The organism is Butyrivibrio sp. XPD2002, assembly GCF_000423945.1.
Lineage (GTDB): Bacteria > Bacillota > Clostridia > Lachnospirales > Lachnospiraceae > Butyrivibrio.
In genome coordinates this window covers 27,663-43,473 of sequence record NZ_AUIY01000008.1, presented here as the reverse complement: position 1 = coordinate 43,473, position 15,811 = coordinate 27,663, and the positions used below count along the sequence as shown (strand labels likewise).

The window sequence follows — 15,811 nt, the reverse complement described above, 5'->3', positions numbered from 1 at the left end:
AGGTATGCCTTATGCAATTAACGATAGAAGATGGCTGGAATTATTCATCAAAACAAATAGGAAGTGATTATGCGGCAAGTATATCTGAGGAATATATCACTACTGTAGAAGATACAGTTCAAAAGATTGTTGATGAAATGAATGTATTAGGCAAGAATAACCTTGGTGTTAAGCAATTAAAAGGGTTTGTTGCAGAATACTATCATGCTGATACATTTAATATTAGTGCTGCATTACGTGGGTCAGAACATAGAGCAACTGTTGAGGGAAGCACGGACCATGCATCTGTTGATGTTAGCACAAATTTTGGAAAGGATTATAGCCTTAAGTATATAAGAGTTGCTGAGGCTAGTGTAGATGCACAAGCAAAGAATGTGATTCAGGCCTACCATGAGTACTTAGCAAAACCACGTCAAGGAGAGGCAATATCTTTTGAAGAGTATTTAACTAAGTACGGGTATGATAATAATGACAAAATTAGGAAATTGATTGAAGGTTATAAGAATGATAATGGAGGATTGACTTTAGAACAGTTTATAAGAGCTAATTCAGAAGAGTATGATATTTCGAGTTTACTTATGTCTGTCTATAATGGACAGGAGAGACTAATTCCTTCTGATCAAATAAAAGATGCAATAGCATATTTAAATAGGGAGATTGCCAAAGAATCTAGCAAAGAAACATCAAATCGATTAGCATTGTTAAAAAACTATAAAGAAACCTTGGAACATCTTGTGGATCGCATAGTAGATGGAAAAGGTGTTGAGTCAAAACCTCTGACAAAAGAAGAGGCTGAAGCTATTGCGGCTTTAATCAAAGAAGGTGAGATTAAGCCAAAGGACATGGGCTTGGACTTGAGTGATATTGTAACAAATGAATATATAATGCAGCAGGCGCTGAAAGCAGGATACACAGCGGCAGTAATTACTCTAGCTATGCAACTTGCTCCAGAAATAATCAAAGCTGTTGATTTGTTAATTAAAAATGGTGAAATTAACATTGATCAGGTAAAGAAAGTTGGCTTTACTGCTATTTCTGCCAGCTCGGAGGGGTTTTTAAGAGGGGCGATATCTTCAGCTTTAACAATATCGTGTAAAGCAGGAAAATTAGGAGTACAGTTTAAAGATATTAATCCGCATGTTATTGGTGCTCTTACAGTTATAGTAATGGATATTGCAAAAAATAGTATACTTGTTGCAAGTGGGAAAATATCGCCTAGAGAAATGGGAAGTATGCTGACTAAGGAGCTTTTGATTTCTTCGGCGGCTTTGGCAAGCGGTACTGTAGGCCAGATGATTGCTCCAGAGTTACCGGTAATAGGATATATGTTAGGTAGTTTGATTGGAAGCTGTGTAGCATCAATGGTCGTTAATGTTAGCGAAAGATGTTTGATTTCGTTTTGCGTGGAGAGTGGTTTCACTTGCTTTGGCTTGGTTGAACAGAACTATGAGTTACCAGAGGAAATTTTGTATTCAATGGGTATAGACTTGGCTGTTATTCCAAGAGCGGAAGTTAATCATGCCAGTTTAAAGACGGCGAAAGTGGCGAGAACTGAGCTACAACGTACTAAGTATGAGACCGTGGAATTGGTTATGGTTAGACGCGGCGTTATTGGTATAAACAGAATAGGATACGTATAAAGTTCTCAGAGCTAAGTGATGTTGAAATCAAAAAATGGAAATAGAGACAAGCAAAACGCCAGGATCTTTTCATGAGATGATGAAGACCCTGGCGATTTTATGCGTGTTTTATTATTTCACAACCTGGAAATCCTTATTCCAGATAAATTCAAGTCCGTCGAAGAGATAGGTGAGCTTGCCATCAGGATAAAGGCTGATGAACTTGCTTGTGATATCGGACGGGTTATCCTTGGAATTATAGAAGACACCTCCGATGTCGTTGTACCCCTGCTTGTCATAAACAAAACCGTCAATAGTTATCCTGGAAGGAAACAGTGCTAAATCTGGCATGATTGGACTCCTTTATATTGTGGAAGGGTTAATGTATCCCTACAAGATATTGTATCATTTGGATGAGAATTTGTACTTTAAGAATTTATTAAATTTTCTTCCAAAACCTAGGTTGACACAAACGAGTAGAAACGATATCTTTAGGTCAGTAGCTACCAAACTTATCGAAAGGAAGCAGATGCTGTGACGGAAAAGATACCGGATAACAACGAGGTTGATGAACTTTACCAGAATATTATAGACGAATACCAGACCATAAAGTCAATAGCCCAGATTGCCAAAAAACTTGGGACTACCCAGGTAAGGGTGCAGAGGGTTCTGATTACTGAAGGGCTGTGGAGTTCTAAACGGACGAGGCAGATAGCAGAGCTTCGGCAGCAGGGCCTATCTACTGAAGAAATCGCAGAAAAGTTGGGTAAGGATGTAAGGACAATACAGACATTTTTGCCATACAGCCGCGGTCAGTACGGAAAGTCAGATTCGACCGATGCCATTAAGTCCAAGGATTACCGAGATCGTATGCACGTTGCAGCTGAGAAGATGCGTAATAAGGAGGGAGCTGCAATGAAGACTGATCGCTACAGTATAGATATGGATTATCTGATGAAAAACGGAGCCGGAGGAGAGGGCAATATAAATACGAAGCCCCACACCGAAGAAGAGCTTAAGAATAATCCGTTTTATAACAGTGAATCTGTATTCAGACTAAAGCTGGAACTTGTTGAGGATTATATTTACGGTGAAGACGATGGCCTTGGCATGGAAGGTGATGAAAAAGATGCTTTCCTGAAACTTGCTAAAGCAAAGGAAGGAATATCCAGGGAAGTCCTGGTTCCAAGTACAATGAACCTTCATGCCATGCACTATATGATTCAGCGCCTGTTCGGGTGGCAGAACAGTCATCTCCACAATTTTTCAATACCACCAGAGGAATTCAAGGCGCTTACAAGGGGAACAGTCGGAGGCTGGGAAAATCTCTGCGGAAGCTTGCTGCATTTTCCTAATGATGATACAAACGATTTTTACTGGGATGATGACTATGAATCCGGTGAGAGCGTAAAGAGCTGGTTCAAGAGAAAATACATCGGCCCATACAGACAAAAGGCTGTGTGTGACACATATTTTGATGCGCAGAGACAGATAAAGGATTTTTCAGAGCATTTTACCAAGATAACAGCAGACATGACACTTGATGAGATGGAACATCAGATCATAATGGAGGAAAATCTGAACTTCCTGACAGAGAGACTGACGCTTGGGGAACTGCTTACAACAAATGCCCCCAAGGAAGGGAAAACCAGGGAGAAGGCTTATAAAAAGTGGCTGGAGAGACTTTCCGAAAAGAAACAGGAAACTGAACAGAAGATAGATGAGAAGGGTGCTGAGTATATTAAGGACCTGAATGATGCTGCAGATAGCCTAAAGTTATGGAGACGTAACAAAACTGCAGTTAATAGACGCATATACTATGGACACGCAGAAGATCTGAAAAAAGAGACAGGGCGTTGTGCAGATGAGTGGTTAGAATCAGCAGACTTTTTGATACCACTGTATGAGGACAGATGCAGTGATCTTTTTAACAAATATAATCCTAAGCTCACACCGCTTTTTGATACATTATATTATCTGTACGATTATGGTGATGACTGGTGCGTAAAGATTACAGTACTTGATCAGTATGACCGTAAGACTAACGCCGATCTCTCCACCTGCGGAGTATTTGTAGTGGATATCATGAAGGAAAGCGATGGGCTTAGAAGATACAGATATTTCCAGTATGGTAAGGAAGTAGATGAGGAACTTCGCAGCGAGCTGGCATATATAGATGTGAAACAGCGACCGAAATGCGTTGCTGCAGATGGGCTGTATTTAGTTGATGATGTCGGTGGAATAGGTGGTTTTTATGAAATGCTTGAGACTCTTGCAGGTGACGATCCAGAAGAAAAGGAGAGCATGAGGACCTGGGCAAGGAGCCTTGGGTGGACGGGCAGGATGAGCAAGCCTGAGAATATGCTGTAAAAATCTGTGACCTTAAGGTAGCGGTATTCTTGTGTTATAGTTCAATTAAGCTCTTTCAATTCTTGGAATAATAGGAGGCGATTATGATTATCTTACCTGCAAATTATGGACTTGATGCAACTAATCCCGAAGCATATGTTGCTATTGCGGTTTCGAGTTTTATTCGGGAGGTAGGAAAAGAAAAAATCCATGCTGAAGGAACTCCTACACGCGAGTATTTGGGAATGCTTGCTCTATATGCCATTCGCTGGGCAAATATAAAACCCTCGGATGATGAGCGTTTCAAAGGTGTTGCTAAACTTGCTTATGAGTACTTTAAACCTGAGGAAATGAGTGATAACCTTGAGCGATGCCTGATTGATATCCTGGGCAGCTGATATGATGACAGGTTCAGGACAGCTTCTAAGCGAATAATGAATATAATAAAGCCGTGGTATTTGTATTGGTTCACAAGTACCGCGGCATTGTTTTTTGAGTTGCCCGGAACTGCGCTGTCCCGGGCAGGTTGTTATGAAGAATTGTATGAAAAAAGTGTCTTTGCTATTTCCAGAAGATTTTCATCTCCCGATGTATGTATATTATCATCCGAAACTTAAGTGAACATAAATCATTTATTTTTTCGTCTGTCATTTAAAAGGAGTCCTGCAAGGATAGTAAAGGGTACGGCTATTACTGAGAGTAATGCTCCTGCACCTATTAGCATATCTTTATTTTTTGGAGTTTTGTTATCATGATTCTTGTTTTCTTTTGGCATTTTCTTCACCTCGCATAAGAAATCGTTTCCTATATTTTACCACTTATGGGGAATAAGGTTATCGATATTGCAACTATGAATATGTATTATGACATGAACCGGACATATACTTATATCATCAACAGACAGTTGTCTGCGGAAGAGTCCAAAATAGCTTGAACATATAAGCAGACGTCTGGGAGGTTTGTTATGGATAAAAAGAGTAAAAAGACAGTAGGAATCGCAGTTGTTTTTGTGATGATTTTCATGGTTATCATAATTGTGCTGAACAAGGCATCTGTGCAGAGAGCGTTAAAGTCAATAAATTCCGAGTATTCCGGAGGTCTTGACCGAACCGTAACGGTGTATGACTATGATGGAAATGAGATCACATCATATACCGGTAAGATTGATATAGAGGATACCGAGACAGGCGGAAAAGTAAAATTTGACCTGGATGGAAAAAGAACTATCATATATGGTGGTATCGTAATAGTACAGGAAAACTGAGAAAAGTAAGATTGGAGGCAAACAACATGTTTGGAATTATTGGTGGACTTATCCTTGGAGCTATAGCAGGTTTTATAGGCAGCAATATCATGAACGAGAAGTCAGGAACACTTAAGAATATTATTCTTGGTGTGCTTGGCGGAGTGGTCGGTGGATTTGTATTCAAGCTTATTGGATTTACAGCTACAGGCTTAATAGGCAGCCTGATTGTATCAACTGTTGGTGCATGCATTTGCATCTGGCTTGGTAGAAAGCTGTTTTAAAGGAGGTGGCAAAGTATGATGATGGTTACTACAGAAACAATATCCGGAAAGAATCTGGAAATGCTGGGACTTGTAAAGGGAAGCACTATTCAGACAGTTAATGCTTTTAAGGATATCGGATCCGGTCTTAAGACTCTGGTAGGTGGTGAGCTTGGAAGCTATACCGAGATGATGGGTAAGGCCAGAAGTCTTGCCACAGACAGGATGATCAAGGAAGCAGAAGCTCTTGGGGCAGATGCGATTGTTGGAATACGATATTCCTCATCTTCTGTAATGCAGAGTGCAGCTGAGATAATGGCTTATGGAACAGCTGTAAAGTTTGTTTGAGAGGCAAGCATATCATTTGGGGTTGGCTCTCTTCTTCGTAAATATGCGGAGGGGAGGGCTATTTTAATTCAAAAAATCCTTTCGGAATCTTCTTATAAATGAGGGGAAGCCAGTAATCATCGCGACTACTGGCTTTTGTGCTATGAAGAAAAGTTTTCTTATGAGGGGGGTTATCAGGAGGGGGTATGTTCCTCTTGATGATATTACTATACATTTTGAACCTAAATTCAAACCAAAAGTCATGTAAACAGATTATGAACGTTATCGGGTATTTATTTACAAACTGTTCAAAGCATTTTTAAGATGAGTTAAGTTTCTGGCTGTATCATAAAGCTATCAAGAGGACAGAAACTCTTGTTAATATTGATAATAACTTTTTCATAACTGCTGTCTGGTGAAGAATCAGGCAGCATCCTCCCTAAAATAACAGCTGCCTAAGATGGGCAGCTTTTTTCTATTATATGGCTATTTTGAAGGCTGCATCTGAGATATAATTTATTCATGGCACATAAATAAAGGAAGGCAATAGCATGGGTTACTGCGGATGGGCTGATTTCAACGAACGGAATAAGACTTATCACGATAATGAATGGGGTATTCCGGTGCATGATGACAAAAAGATGTTTGAACATCTGATGTTGGAGTGTATGCAGTGCGGCCTTTCCTGGGATCTGATGCTTAAAAAGCGCGAGATTTTCAGGTCATGTTTTGATGGATTTGATTATGACAAGATTGCAGCCTATGATGATGCAGATATTCAGAGAATCCTTGATACTGAGGATATGATAAAGTCTCCCCGGAAGATAGCTGCTGTTATAAACAATGCAAAGTGCTTTCAGAAGGTACGTGAAGAGTTCGGAAGCTTCTGTAACTATATGTGGTCATATTCTGATAATAAGATCATTCTGTATAACGGTCACAGTAAGCTTGGAGGTAAAATACCGGTAAGTAACGGGCTGTCTAAGGCTATCAGAAAAGACCTGAAGAAACGTGGATTCAAGTATGTTGGTGAAGTAACGATTTATTCGCACCTGCAGGCCTGCGGTATCATAAATGACCATGATGAGACCTGCCCATGTTTTTCAAAGATAAACGCAGAAAATGAGACAGTAAATAAACGCAGGGATAAAGAGGTTTATTAGAGGCAGTATGCAAATCAGGGAACTGACTGAGGCTGAGAAACAGTCTTATGATGAAATGATAGAGGGAGCAAAGCAGATAAATCTCTTCGGAGATGAGGAAGAACTGGATCCGAAGGATTTTATTATTGAGCGTCCTGATTCTGGGGAATGCAGAGGATATAAGATATAAATGATACAGTGGAAGATAAAACAGATTTTTGATGGAGACTATGGATGTGAAGAATTGAAGCCTGGAGAAAAGCCCAAGGTTTCGGTTACTCTTATAGATGATGATGGAAATGAAAAGTATGTCTCTGTAGAGGATGAGTGGCTAACAGAAAATGAACTTGAAGTTGGGGACAGATGGCCGCTTATACATGTCAGATATGGTGTAATAGTTGCCAATAAAAGGAGTGAGCGTTACATTATAGCGGTGTCTGATGTAGCGGAATATCCAATCGTGATATCTCGTATTGTCGATGAGAAAGATCCTTTTGATGATGGCGGTTATTATGGCTTTTATGATGGCGTTAAGGGTGAGCAGGCTAATGATATTCTGGATCTTCTCAGGGATAATGAAAAAACACAAGCCAGGACAAAGTTGAGAAAGACGCTTGAAAAATTAGGTCCGTACGTGGATGGCGTAGGGCCTGTAGTGTTGGATGATCTTATTCCGGACGAATGGTACGATGCCTGGAAAGATATGGAAGGTATTGTGACAGCAGAAAAGCATATTGATGGATACTGGGACAAAAACATTATGGTGATATATGAGTAAACATAAGAAGGTAAACGGACAACTGCTCCAAATGAATAAAACCTTTAAGCAGCTGAAAGAAAAGCAACGGGTTAAGATTTCAGAATGGATGTATTCTGCATATAAGAAACAGGTTGAGGAAGGACTTACTAATGATGAGGCAATAATGCTTGTTATGGACAAGATAGAGAAAGCAGAAATCTGGATACCTGATCATGAGATAGTGCAGCGATATAATTCCAAGAAAAAGCAGTATCGTAATCGGCTATTGTCTGAGAAAGTGCCACAGCATATTTTCTTGATGGAGAAAATATTGGACAAGGCCCAGGAAAAAATGGATTCGCTTGAAAAACAGATTGAAGAATACAGAGAGTTCCAGCTGGAGATAAAGAAGCTGGAATCATATTACACGAGCCAGCAGTGGAAGGATGATTTTTCAATGGATGAAAAAGGAGAATTTCCGGACAGGCTGAAGAGAGGAGTACTTTCTGAAGATGGTATTTATAATGTACTGGAGCGTAATAGAGAATTATTGGAGAGGATAGGTACTACTGACGATGAAGACAAGGAAACAGGCGATAGATGAACTTACTTTGGCGCTCATGTATCTGACTCGTTTTAATGACGGAGAAGGCAATCCTTTTAATGAGATGTCATGGAAAAATTACGATTTTGATTGCATAGACAGGCTTGATGATGAAGGTTATATTGTAAATCCAAGGAAAAGCAGGGGAACATATAAATATGTTTACCTTACAGAAGCAGGCAGGACTAAGGCACGGGAACTGCTCGGAGAAATCGATTCTAAAGATTATGATTTATATGAGAGATACAGTTTTCGTACAATAAAACCTGAGGAGACAGAAGAAGTAGCTGAGATAGAAAGAATATGCTTTCCTCCTAATGAAGCATGTTCCAGAGAGAACATGATAGAGCGCATAAAGGCAGCCGGCGATCTGTTTATGGTGGCGATAGATAAGGAAACGGGTAAGATTGCTGGTTTTCTCAACGGAATTGCAACAGATGAGTTCTGTTTCAGGGATGAATTTTTCACTGATGCCGGTACTCATAATCCGGAAGGGAAGAATGTCATGATACTTGGCCTTGATGTGCTCCCGGAATACAGAAAACAGGGACTTGGAAGGGAGCTTGTATATAACTATTGTCGAAGAGAACAGGAACGTGGAAGGTTGAGATTGGTGCTTACGTGTCATGCTAATATAGTTAAGATGTACAGCAAGTTTGGATTCCTGGACAGGGGAGAATCCGCATCTGAGTGGGGCGGAGAAAAATGGCATGAAATGGATATCATACTCAACCATGAAATATATTTTGATGAGGAATAATGAATGAATATACAGATCTTTGGCACCAAAAAGTGCAATGATACAAAGAAGGCGGAGCGTTTTTTCAAGGAGCGCGGCATCAAATATCAGTTCATTGATATGAAGGAAAAAGGCATGAGTAAAGGTGAACTGACTTCCGTTGCAAGTGCTAATGGCGGTATAATGAACATGATTAATCCTGATGCTAAGGATAAGGATGCAGTCGCACTTATCCAGTATATTGCAGATGAAGATAAACTGGAAAAACTGCTTGAGAATCAGCAGATAATAAAGACACCTGTTGTTAGAAACGGTAAGCAGTCCACGCTGGGATATCAGCCTGAGGTGTGGAAGAAGTGGGAATAAATAATGGATGACAGATTGAGAAAGCAAATGGAGTTTGCCTTGGAGATAGATAAAGAAAAGAATGTATTCAGGCAGACTCATCTGTCAGGAAAAGGCAGAAATGAAAATGATGCGGAGCACGCCTGGCATATGGCTATCATGGCGTATCTGCTTAAGGAATACTCAAATAGTGAGATTGATATTTCAAGAGTCATGATAATGTGCCTTATTCATGACATAGTTGAGATTGATGCCGGCGATACATATGCATACGACAAAGAGGGGCTTGCTACCCAGAAGGAACGCGAGGATGCAGCCAAGGAAAGGATATTCTCGATTTTACCGGAGGACCAGAAAAAGGAACTGACAGCTCTTTTTGATGAGTTTGAGGAAAATGAAACTCCTGAATCCAAGTTTGCACATGCCATGGATAACCTTCAGCCGCTTATGCTGAATAACAGTAACGATGGAGGAGACTGGAGAGAGCATGGTGTCACAAAGGAACAGGTATATGGCAGGCAGTCAAAGACAAAGGAAGGTTCTGAAAAGCTATATGAGCTTACAGATCAGATAATACGGGAACATATAAGCAAAGGAAACATAAAGGGATGATATAAAGAATGATAAGATGGGCAGCTGTGGAGTTAAAAATCCGCAGCTGTTTTTATATGGAGCAAATCGACTGACACTAAAAACCATAGCTGTCTACGTATAGTCCACCACTGTCGTATGGAAGTTCATTACTGTCATCTTTTGTATATCATTGTCTGTTTTAATTCCATAAAATTCGAAATCTCAAGTTCGAAAGGTCGGAGGTCAAGTCAAGTCGGTTTCAATATTGCACAATTATAATGGTAAAAAAGCAATATGAATGATATTAACAAGGACAAATATATATTATTCTTAAGCTACAAAACATGATAACCACTACAAAACACCAAATGCATAAGAAGTAAAACCAATGGATATTATGTTTTTAAAACCGGTTATGAAGCATAATACAAACATAAGGAAAACACAGACAGCCAAGCAACCATAAAGTTGATAGGAGGAATATACCATGAGATTTAACGACGTTCAGGATACAAGAAAAGCAGAAGTTAAAAAGGCACAGAGAGATGCAGCAGTTCAGAAGCTGTTCGCTGAATTTTCAGAGAGACTTTCATGCATGAGCCGATGTGGTAAGACTCCTGTTATAGCTTTTGGAGCAACATTTACTATCTGATAAATGTCGATAAAGATGGCATGAAGCTGAAATAATAAATACATGAAAAGGTGGACATCGCTGAAGTGACTGTCCACCTTTTTAACGGCATATCTTTGAGCTCTATGAAAAGCTATAAAGACGCAAAGGTCAGAATAGTTTCTCTCATGTCATCGAGCCTGATGCAGATGACACCATATTCGTTATCATCAAGGGCTGCCCTTTCCCGGAAGGAACAGCCGCCATCTATGAGCGTAATGTTCTGTTCATGGAATGCTTCGAATTTTCCATCAAGTCCTGCTACTCTCTGGACAGGGACGTGTCCGATGATGAATTCCCAGTCGTTTTCAATATAATCATCTGTTGGAACAAATATGTCTGCTCTGAAAGGAGTTTTCCATACTATGTTCCAAACTACGAGGTAATCGCAGTCTTTATATTCAGTATCTATAAGCGCTATCTTGAAATATGAATGGGTGAGGCAGAAAGTCTTATCACCTATAAAAGCAAGAGTGGTGAGAACTCTGGAATTAAGCCATGCCAATAGGGCTTTTCTCTCATCCGGGGACAATTCTTTATAATGTTCAAAAGTAACTTCTCCACCATTTGAGTATAACCACAGATAGGCATCTTTTCCCGGGGTATCATCCACAGATCCATCAGGAGCCACTGCGTTTAACATCATAAATTCATGATTTCCCAGGAGAAGATCTATGTTGGGAGCATCCTTGATCATCTGAAGGAGCTTAATTCCATCAGGTCCTCTGTCGATGGCGTCGCCAAGAACATACATGAAGTCATCGTCTGAAAAATGGATGGTTTCAAGAAGCTTTTCAAAAATATCATATTGTCCGTGAAGGTCTGAAACAGCGTATGTTGCCATATGGTTATCTCCTAGTTTTCTTTTTTTATTATAACGATAGCATCATGAAAAATGTTGTAAAGCTTGTAAAGTATTTAATCGTAAAAAACGAACTATAAATCGCCATTACAGCGATTCTGAAATATTGGAATGGAAGGGGAAAATAATGCTTCTTTGATAGAAGATTGGAAACTGATCTACAATATATGGTTTAGTAAGAATATAAAAGTATACTATATTGTGAAACTATAAATAAATAGGCATGTTGAAATAAATATCGCCAATACGGCGATATTAGTCGCCGTTTAGTGAGTTCTTATTTCATATGAAATCCTATACATTATTCGGTGGAGATATGCTTATGAGAAAAAATGGTGATGGCTTAAAAAAGAGAATAAAGAAAAAGCTCAAAATCTGGCATGATATTTATAGCAAAGGGAGCACGGATACAGATCATTTTTGGCGTGAAAAGCTGAAAGAAAATTTTGAATACCTGATTGAAAATGAGGGATATTCAGGAGTGCTTTTTGCTGAATCTCTGGAGACGGATCCTAAGAATTTTTCTAAAATGAAAAATGAAGGGCGGGCTCTGACGGCGGAGAAGCTTAGCAGGTTGATTTATGTAGATGACATTAACATTCTTTGGCTTATTACTGGAGATGAGAGGTTTCCTAAAAAACTGGAGTTGTCTAATGATGATGACTTTATGGCAAGCTCTATAAAATGCCAGGAATTCTTATTATCATTCAGAAATTTGAAAAATGAAAAAGACAAACGCAGAATAATGAGTTATCTGATGAAGGAATTAGTTGAGGATTCGGATACGACTGATGATGAAGACTCCGAATTATAAATCATGGATCCTGTAAAACACACAAGGGGGACCAACCCTCTTGTATGTTTTTTGGGTCCATGATTTTTTTGTGGAAAGAATTGAGATTTCTTATGTGGGGATATTGTGATAGAGGGATTATTCAAGGAGGAAATGGTATGAGTGGGATCTCAAAACATGAAGCAAGAATCAATGAGTATCTGGAGATGGTGCATTTGGAAAAACGTTTTGTATCAAAGATAACGAAGCAGTTACTGGAGAAGTATTGCGAGATACTTCATTCAGATAATCCGCCGATTACCGTGCCACTTACATCTGAACAGGTGGTGAAGCAAAAGCAGGAAATGAGAAGAGAATATCTTCTAATAATGCAGGATGAAGGTGAAGAGGCAAAGAAGAAACAGTCTTTATTCGTTACAAGAGTTCTCAATACATCCTGGATTGTTGAGAAAATTGATATGGTACTAGGGATGGTAGCGGATTTTCATGATGTGGGATCGCTCTATAGGGAAATACTCGAAGAAAGCTATCTCAATGATAAGATAATGTCAGTTGAAAAAATGGCTGTAAAACATTCAATGAGTGAATCCGGAGTCAGAAATACAAGAAGAGAGGCAATAAAACTGTTTGCGTTTTATATATGGGCTTATGCGCAGAGAAGAGAATCTGAAGATATAATTGCAGGGAAGGTCAGTCCTGCTGATGCTGTAATTGAAAAGTTGGATAAAGCCAGTTAATAAGCGTGTCTGCAGAGATGCAGGCATTCTTTTTGCTGTAAATAATCTGTCACTGCAACGTGCTGAAGTGTGCTAGTATAATGAAGGCTCATGAGAGAGGGGGAGCGAGTCAAATCACCATAAATGAGGAGAAAAGAGATGGAAAGGTTTAATCAAAGAGAAAAGAAAAGAGACTTTTACTGCCCCTTATGTGGAAAGCACGTCTTGGGAACACCAAAGGACAGAGAAAAGGTTAATGATGACTGCCAATGTCCTAAATGTCTGAGGAAATACGTGATAAAATATGACCGCTCTGGATGGCTTGATATGCATACAGACAGGCGTGCCAGAGGAAGGGCATAATTGATTCATATATATGTGTTTATGGAATTATAAATATAGTTCAAAGGAAACTGCTAATGGTATCGGATTCGGCATGGGACTGGAAGGGATATGCGCAGTACTTTGAGTTTTAGCTGGCGGCTATGAGCGGCTGAGTATCGTTGGAAGGCGGAGCAAAACAGAGGAAATATCCATTGTTATGGGTATTCTGTTTTGCACCGTCTTTTTATTATGTCTAAAAATGCGCGTTCAGATTTGAACACAAAACGATGAAATTCCTCTGTTTTATCCGAGTTGTGTTCAGATTTGAACGTTTTTGTTTGGGAGACCTCGATAGGCAGGTATCCGTGACCTCCCGGTTTTTGAAACTAATGAATTTTTCAAAAATCGGAGGAAACGGAAAGTGAATAATAAAGAGAATATTGAAGAATATGAAGTGATCAACCTTGGATACGAGTATCCTGGAATGACTGGAGGAGTTAAATGGGCTGTTGTCACAGACCTGGATATGGAGACTCTTATTGAAAAATATGGTGAAGAGCTGTCACAGTATATGCCCTATGTTGTCATGAATTCTGAGCAGGGAGAAGCTTTTCGCGAATATGACCGCAATGAGAAGAAGCATGAAATGCGCAGGATGAGGCATCATGTTTATACGGGATACGAAGAGGGAATGACAGAGTACATGAATTCAGTGTTTTCCACAGAAGAGCCTGAAGATACAGTGATGGAGAAAATGGAATATGAAAGATTCAAGGATGCATTGGACAAGCTGCCTCCGGCACAGAAGCGCAGATGCATATTGTATTTTTATCATGGATTATCTGAAAGAGAGATAGCCAGGGCAGAAGGGGTATCGCAGCAGATGATTTCCGGTTCGCTCGATGCGGCCATGAAAAATCTTAAGAAGTATCTCAAGCTTTAATATGCTATTCCCCCTGGGTGTGCATGTTCCAAGTGGTTGGGGCGTGCATGCCCTAAAATGGGTAAAAGTAAGTTTTGGTAATGATAACGATGGTGTAAAATGGTAGAGATATATTTTGTTAAAGAATAATTGTTAGCGGAGGAAAAAAGTGAAGTTCTTGAAGTGGTTAAATCTAATTCCCCTTGTAATGTTTTTGATCAGGGATATGCTCGGAATGGCTGATATTAATCCTATATGGCTGATCATTGTTGCAGCACTTGGCATTATGAACATTTTTATTGCTAAAAGCATGAAGGAGTATCTTCTGTCATCGTTGTTATTGCTGATATCATGCGTTGCTGGAATGATACTTAGTACATATTATTACTACTATTTTATTAGTTCTGATTTTGAAACGCCTATTGTCGGTGCTTTCATTGCGATGGTCTATGGAATATTTGTGCTTGTGCTGGCAGGAGTTGGTACAGCTGTTTTTGCCATCAGGAACAGAAAAGAGGCAGTGAAAAATGGAGATATTTGATATAACTGACGAGAACGGCTTTCCGACCGGAGGGACTGTAAGCAGAAGTGATGCTCATGACAATGGCATTCCCCACAGGACAGCGCACATCTGGATTGTGAGAAAAGAAGGGGATAAATATCAGGTACTTCTTCAGAAGAGGAGTGCTGAAAAAGAGTCTTTTCCCGGGATGTATGATACATCATCAGCAGGACATATCCAGGCGGGAGATGAACCTCTTGAGTCTGCGCAGAGAGAACTGTTCGAGGAACTTGGAATAAAGACAGTAGCAGGCGATCTTACTTTTGCAGGGAAGTTCCATATAAAGTACGAGATGGAATTCCATGGAAAAATGTTCAAGGACAATGAAGTTGCCTTTGTTTACGTGTATGAAAAGCCGGTGGATATATCTAAGCTGAAGCTTCAGACAGAGGAAGTGGAAGAAGTCACGTGGTTTGATATTGATGAAGTTCACAAAGGATGTGTACACAGGGATGGCACGTTTTGTGTTCCGATGGAAGGACTTGAGACGGTAATGAAGTATCTTAAGGGAAAAGAAGAGAGACTAAGATGAAGAAAATAGTAGTGACAGCACTTGCACTGATAATGGTAATAGGAACAGTAGGATGTGATGCGAAAAGAGAAGATGCAGCTATAAGCGGTGGAGCTGACGGGCCAACATCTATTTTCCTGGCATCAAAAGTTAGTGATCCTGTGGTATCAGGAACCTGGCAGACAGCATCCATAGGCTATGAGGCTGATGGAGAGATGCAGCCTGAATACTATGTGCAGTTTGGCGATGCAGAGATAATTTATGGTCATATGGAAAATAATGATTTTGTTCCGGATCATTTTGATAGTATTTCGCTATTCGAGGAACTGGAGACCGGAGGATACAAGATCCAGGCAGAGTCTGATAACGGGGTACAGTACACGTATCAGTCTTCTGAAGAAGATGCGGACATCCTGGAATACTACGAGACATGGAACGAGGATGAGTTTTCAGAGAAGTACAGTGGAGGCGCTTCTCTTAGTAGATGTGAATAAACTGTAGGCTATAG

24 protein-coding genes are annotated in these 15,811 nt (G+C 39.8%); 21 read left to right on the top strand and 3 right to left on the bottom strand.

Going from position 1 to position 15,811, the window contains the following annotated elements; all coding sequences use genetic code 11:
* Positions 1 to 11 precede the first annotated feature (11 nt).
* Complete coding sequence (locus tag G587_RS21535) at positions 12 to 1,640, top strand: hypothetical protein (protein WP_051200773.1); 1,629 nt, start codon at positions 12 to 14, stop codon at positions 1,638 to 1,640.
* Positions 1,641 to 1,751: 111 nt separating this feature from the next.
* Here the strand turns inward: G587_RS21535 and G587_RS0105475 are convergent, their stop codons facing one another.
* A complete protein-coding gene (locus tag G587_RS0105475) occupies positions 1,752 to 1,970 on the bottom strand; it encodes a hypothetical protein (RefSeq protein ID WP_026491417.1) in 219 nt (72 codons plus the stop codon).
* Positions 1,971 to 2,153: 183 nt separating this feature from the next.
* Between G587_RS0105475 and G587_RS21530 the strand changes: the two genes are divergently transcribed.
* Together G587_RS21530 and G587_RS0105460 are read left to right on the top strand one after the other, a co-directional pair.
* A complete protein-coding gene (locus G587_RS21530; protein WP_035785863.1) occupies positions 2,154 to 3,989 on the top strand; it encodes an IS1096 element passenger TnpR family protein in 1,836 nt (611 codons plus the stop codon).
* Positions 3,990 to 4,072: 83 nt separating this feature from the next.
* Positions 4,073 to 4,366 carry a hypothetical protein gene (locus G587_RS0105460; protein WP_026491415.1) on the top strand — a complete coding sequence of 98 codons (294 nt, stop codon included), beginning with the start codon at positions 4,073 to 4,075 and terminating at the stop codon, positions 4,364 to 4,366.
* A 230-nt stretch (positions 4,367 to 4,596) separates the two neighbouring features.
* On the opposite strand, the gene G587_RS25370 is transcribed toward G587_RS0105460, so the two are convergent.
* Positions 4,597 to 4,743, bottom strand: coding sequence for a hypothetical protein (locus G587_RS25370; RefSeq protein ID WP_155829434.1), 147 nt, complete (start codon positions 4,741 to 4,743; stop codon positions 4,597 to 4,599).
* Positions 4,744 to 4,932: 189 nt separating this feature from the next.
* On the opposite strand from G587_RS25370, the gene G587_RS0105450 reads away from it, so the two are divergent.
* The 11 genes from G587_RS0105450 to G587_RS25355 all read left to right on the top strand — a co-directional run bounded on the left by G587_RS0105450 (position 4,933) and on the right by G587_RS25355 (position 10,595).
* On the top strand, positions 4,933 to 5,232 hold the full coding sequence (locus G587_RS0105450) for a hypothetical protein (protein ID WP_026491414.1): 300 nt from the start codon (positions 4,933 to 4,935) through the stop codon (positions 5,230 to 5,232).
* A gap of 26 nt (positions 5,233 to 5,258) precedes the next feature.
* The gene (locus G587_RS0105445) at positions 5,259 to 5,495 is read left to right on the top strand and encodes a GlsB/YeaQ/YmgE family stress response membrane protein (protein WP_026491413.1); all 237 of its coding nucleotides are present in this window, start codon (positions 5,259 to 5,261) and stop codon (positions 5,493 to 5,495) included.
* Between the two features lie 15 nt (positions 5,496 to 5,510).
* Entirely contained in the window at positions 5,511 to 5,822 is a 312-nt protein-coding gene (locus G587_RS0105440; protein WP_026491412.1) for a YbjQ family protein, read from the top strand.
* A gap of 530 nt (positions 5,823 to 6,352) precedes the next feature.
* Positions 6,353 to 6,964, top strand: coding sequence for a DNA-3-methyladenine glycosylase I (locus G587_RS0105435; RefSeq protein ID WP_026491411.1), 612 nt, complete (start codon positions 6,353 to 6,355; stop codon positions 6,962 to 6,964).
* A 7-nt stretch (positions 6,965 to 6,971) separates the two neighbouring features.
* The gene (locus G587_RS25365; RefSeq protein ID WP_155829433.1) at positions 6,972 to 7,133 is read left to right on the top strand and encodes a hypothetical protein; all 162 of its coding nucleotides are present in this window, start codon (positions 6,972 to 6,974) and stop codon (positions 7,131 to 7,133) included.
* Positions 7,134 to 7,721 carry a hypothetical protein gene (locus tag G587_RS26125; RefSeq protein ID WP_035785860.1) on the top strand — a complete coding sequence of 196 codons (588 nt, stop codon included), beginning with the start codon at positions 7,134 to 7,136 and terminating at the stop codon, positions 7,719 to 7,721. It begins immediately after the preceding gene.
* Complete coding sequence (locus tag G587_RS0105420; protein ID WP_242830038.1) at positions 7,714 to 8,286, top strand: DUF4298 domain-containing protein; 573 nt, start codon at positions 7,714 to 7,716, stop codon at positions 8,284 to 8,286. Before G587_RS26125 ends, G587_RS0105420 begins: the two co-directional genes overlap by 8 nt.
* Positions 8,258 to 9,046, top strand: a complete 789-nt coding sequence (locus tag G587_RS21515) for a DUF6429 family protein (RefSeq protein ID WP_330364394.1) — start codon at positions 8,258 to 8,260, stop codon at positions 9,044 to 9,046. Before G587_RS0105420 ends, G587_RS21515 begins: the two co-directional genes overlap by 29 nt.
* A gap of 3 nt (positions 9,047 to 9,049) precedes the next feature.
* Positions 9,050 to 9,391: an arsenate reductase family protein gene (locus G587_RS0105410; RefSeq protein WP_026491408.1), complete on the top strand. Its 342-nt coding sequence runs from the start codon at positions 9,050 to 9,052 to the stop codon at positions 9,389 to 9,391.
* Between the two features lie 3 nt (positions 9,392 to 9,394).
* Positions 9,395 to 9,982, top strand: coding sequence for an HD domain-containing protein (locus G587_RS0105405; RefSeq protein ID WP_026491407.1), 588 nt, complete (start codon positions 9,395 to 9,397; stop codon positions 9,980 to 9,982).
* 448 nt (positions 9,983 to 10,430) lie between these two features.
* Positions 10,431 to 10,595 (top strand): hypothetical protein, encoded by a 165-nt coding sequence (locus tag G587_RS25355; RefSeq protein ID WP_155829432.1) that lies wholly within the window; start codon positions 10,431 to 10,433, stop codon positions 10,593 to 10,595.
* 112 nt (positions 10,596 to 10,707) lie between these two features.
* Here G587_RS25355 and G587_RS0105395 read toward each other — a convergent pair whose 3' ends face one another.
* Positions 10,708 to 11,457, bottom strand: coding sequence for a metallophosphoesterase (locus G587_RS0105395; RefSeq protein ID WP_026491406.1), 750 nt, complete (start codon positions 11,455 to 11,457; stop codon positions 10,708 to 10,710).
* 340 nt (positions 11,458 to 11,797) lie between these two features.
* Here G587_RS0105395 and G587_RS0105390 point away from each other — a divergent pair, with 340 nt between their 5' ends.
* The 7 genes from G587_RS0105390 (at position 11,798) to G587_RS0105360 (ending at position 15,797) form a co-directional block, all read left to right on the top strand.
* Entirely contained in the window at positions 11,798 to 12,289 is a 492-nt protein-coding gene (locus tag G587_RS0105390) for a hypothetical protein (RefSeq protein WP_026491405.1), read from the top strand.
* Positions 12,290 to 12,426: 137 nt separating this feature from the next.
* Positions 12,427 to 13,005: a hypothetical protein gene (locus G587_RS0105385; RefSeq protein ID WP_026491404.1), complete on the top strand. Its 579-nt coding sequence runs from the start codon at positions 12,427 to 12,429 to the stop codon at positions 13,003 to 13,005.
* A 123-nt stretch (positions 13,006 to 13,128) separates the two neighbouring features.
* Positions 13,129 to 13,347: a hypothetical protein gene (locus tag G587_RS0105380; protein ID WP_196812518.1), complete on the top strand. Its 219-nt coding sequence runs from the start codon at positions 13,129 to 13,131 to the stop codon at positions 13,345 to 13,347.
* Between the two features lie 322 nt (positions 13,348 to 13,669).
* The gene (locus tag G587_RS24200; protein ID WP_081679347.1) at positions 13,670 to 14,251 is read left to right on the top strand and encodes a sigma-70 family RNA polymerase sigma factor; all 582 of its coding nucleotides are present in this window, start codon (positions 13,670 to 13,672) and stop codon (positions 14,249 to 14,251) included.
* Between the two features lie 148 nt (positions 14,252 to 14,399).
* Complete coding sequence (locus tag G587_RS0105370) at positions 14,400 to 14,771, top strand: hypothetical protein (protein WP_026491402.1); 372 nt, start codon at positions 14,400 to 14,402, stop codon at positions 14,769 to 14,771.
* A complete protein-coding gene (locus tag G587_RS0105365) occupies positions 14,758 to 15,324 on the top strand; it encodes an NUDIX hydrolase (protein ID WP_026491401.1) in 567 nt (188 codons plus the stop codon). The genes G587_RS0105370 and G587_RS0105365 overlap by 14 nt, the downstream gene beginning before the upstream one ends.
* A complete protein-coding gene (locus G587_RS0105360) occupies positions 15,321 to 15,797 on the top strand; it encodes a hypothetical protein (protein WP_026491400.1) in 477 nt (158 codons plus the stop codon). Before G587_RS0105365 ends, G587_RS0105360 begins: the two co-directional genes overlap by 4 nt.
* Positions 15,798 to 15,811: the final 14 nt, after the last annotated feature.

Coding starts and splice junctions, on each gene's coding strand:
- G587_RS0105360 (WP_026491400.1), top strand. CDS start 15,321: ATGAAGAAAATAGTAGTGACAGCACTTGCACTGATAATGGTAATAGGA.
- G587_RS0105410 (WP_026491408.1), top strand. CDS start 9,050: ATGAATATACAGATCTTTGGCACCAAAAAGTGCAATGATACAAAGAAG.
- G587_RS25370 (WP_155829434.1), bottom strand. CDS start 4,743: ATGCCAAAAGAAAACAAGAATCATGATAACAAAACTCCAAAAAATAAA.
- G587_RS0105450 (WP_026491414.1), top strand. CDS start 4,933: ATGGATAAAAAGAGTAAAAAGACAGTAGGAATCGCAGTTGTTTTTGTG.
- G587_RS0105385 (WP_026491404.1), top strand. CDS start 12,427: ATGAGTGGGATCTCAAAACATGAAGCAAGAATCAATGAGTATCTGGAG.
- G587_RS25365 (WP_155829433.1), top strand. CDS start 6,972: ATGCAAATCAGGGAACTGACTGAGGCTGAGAAACAGTCTTATGATGAA.
- G587_RS0105390 (WP_026491405.1), top strand. CDS start 11,798: ATGAGAAAAAATGGTGATGGCTTAAAAAAGAGAATAAAGAAAAAGCTC.
- G587_RS0105445 (WP_026491413.1), top strand. CDS start 5,259: ATGTTTGGAATTATTGGTGGACTTATCCTTGGAGCTATAGCAGGTTTT.
- G587_RS0105440 (WP_026491412.1), top strand. CDS start 5,511: ATGATGATGGTTACTACAGAAACAATATCCGGAAAGAATCTGGAAATG.
- G587_RS0105435 (WP_026491411.1), top strand. CDS start 6,353: ATGGGTTACTGCGGATGGGCTGATTTCAACGAACGGAATAAGACTTAT.
- G587_RS0105365 (WP_026491401.1), top strand. CDS start 14,758: ATGGAGATATTTGATATAACTGACGAGAACGGCTTTCCGACCGGAGGG.
- G587_RS26125 (WP_035785860.1), top strand. CDS start 7,134: ATGATACAGTGGAAGATAAAACAGATTTTTGATGGAGACTATGGATGT.
- G587_RS0105460 (WP_026491415.1), top strand. CDS start 4,073: ATGATTATCTTACCTGCAAATTATGGACTTGATGCAACTAATCCCGAA.
- G587_RS0105380 (WP_196812518.1), top strand. CDS start 13,129: ATGAGGAGAAAAGAGATGGAAAGGTTTAATCAAAGAGAAAAGAAAAGA.
- G587_RS0105395 (WP_026491406.1), bottom strand. CDS start 11,457: ATGGCAACATACGCTGTTTCAGACCTTCACGGACAATATGATATTTTT.
- G587_RS25355 (WP_155829432.1), top strand. CDS start 10,431: ATGAGATTTAACGACGTTCAGGATACAAGAAAAGCAGAAGTTAAAAAG.
- G587_RS21515 (WP_330364394.1), top strand. CDS start 8,258: ATGAAGACAAGGAAACAGGCGATAGATGAACTTACTTTGGCGCTCATG.
- G587_RS0105405 (WP_026491407.1), top strand. CDS start 9,395: ATGGATGACAGATTGAGAAAGCAAATGGAGTTTGCCTTGGAGATAGAT.
- G587_RS21535 (WP_051200773.1), top strand. CDS start 12: ATGCAATTAACGATAGAAGATGGCTGGAATTATTCATCAAAACAAATA.
- G587_RS0105475 (WP_026491417.1), bottom strand. CDS start 1,970: ATGCCAGATTTAGCACTGTTTCCTTCCAGGATAACTATTGACGGTTTT.
- G587_RS0105420 (WP_242830038.1), top strand. CDS start 7,714: ATGAGTAAACATAAGAAGGTAAACGGACAACTGCTCCAAATGAATAAA.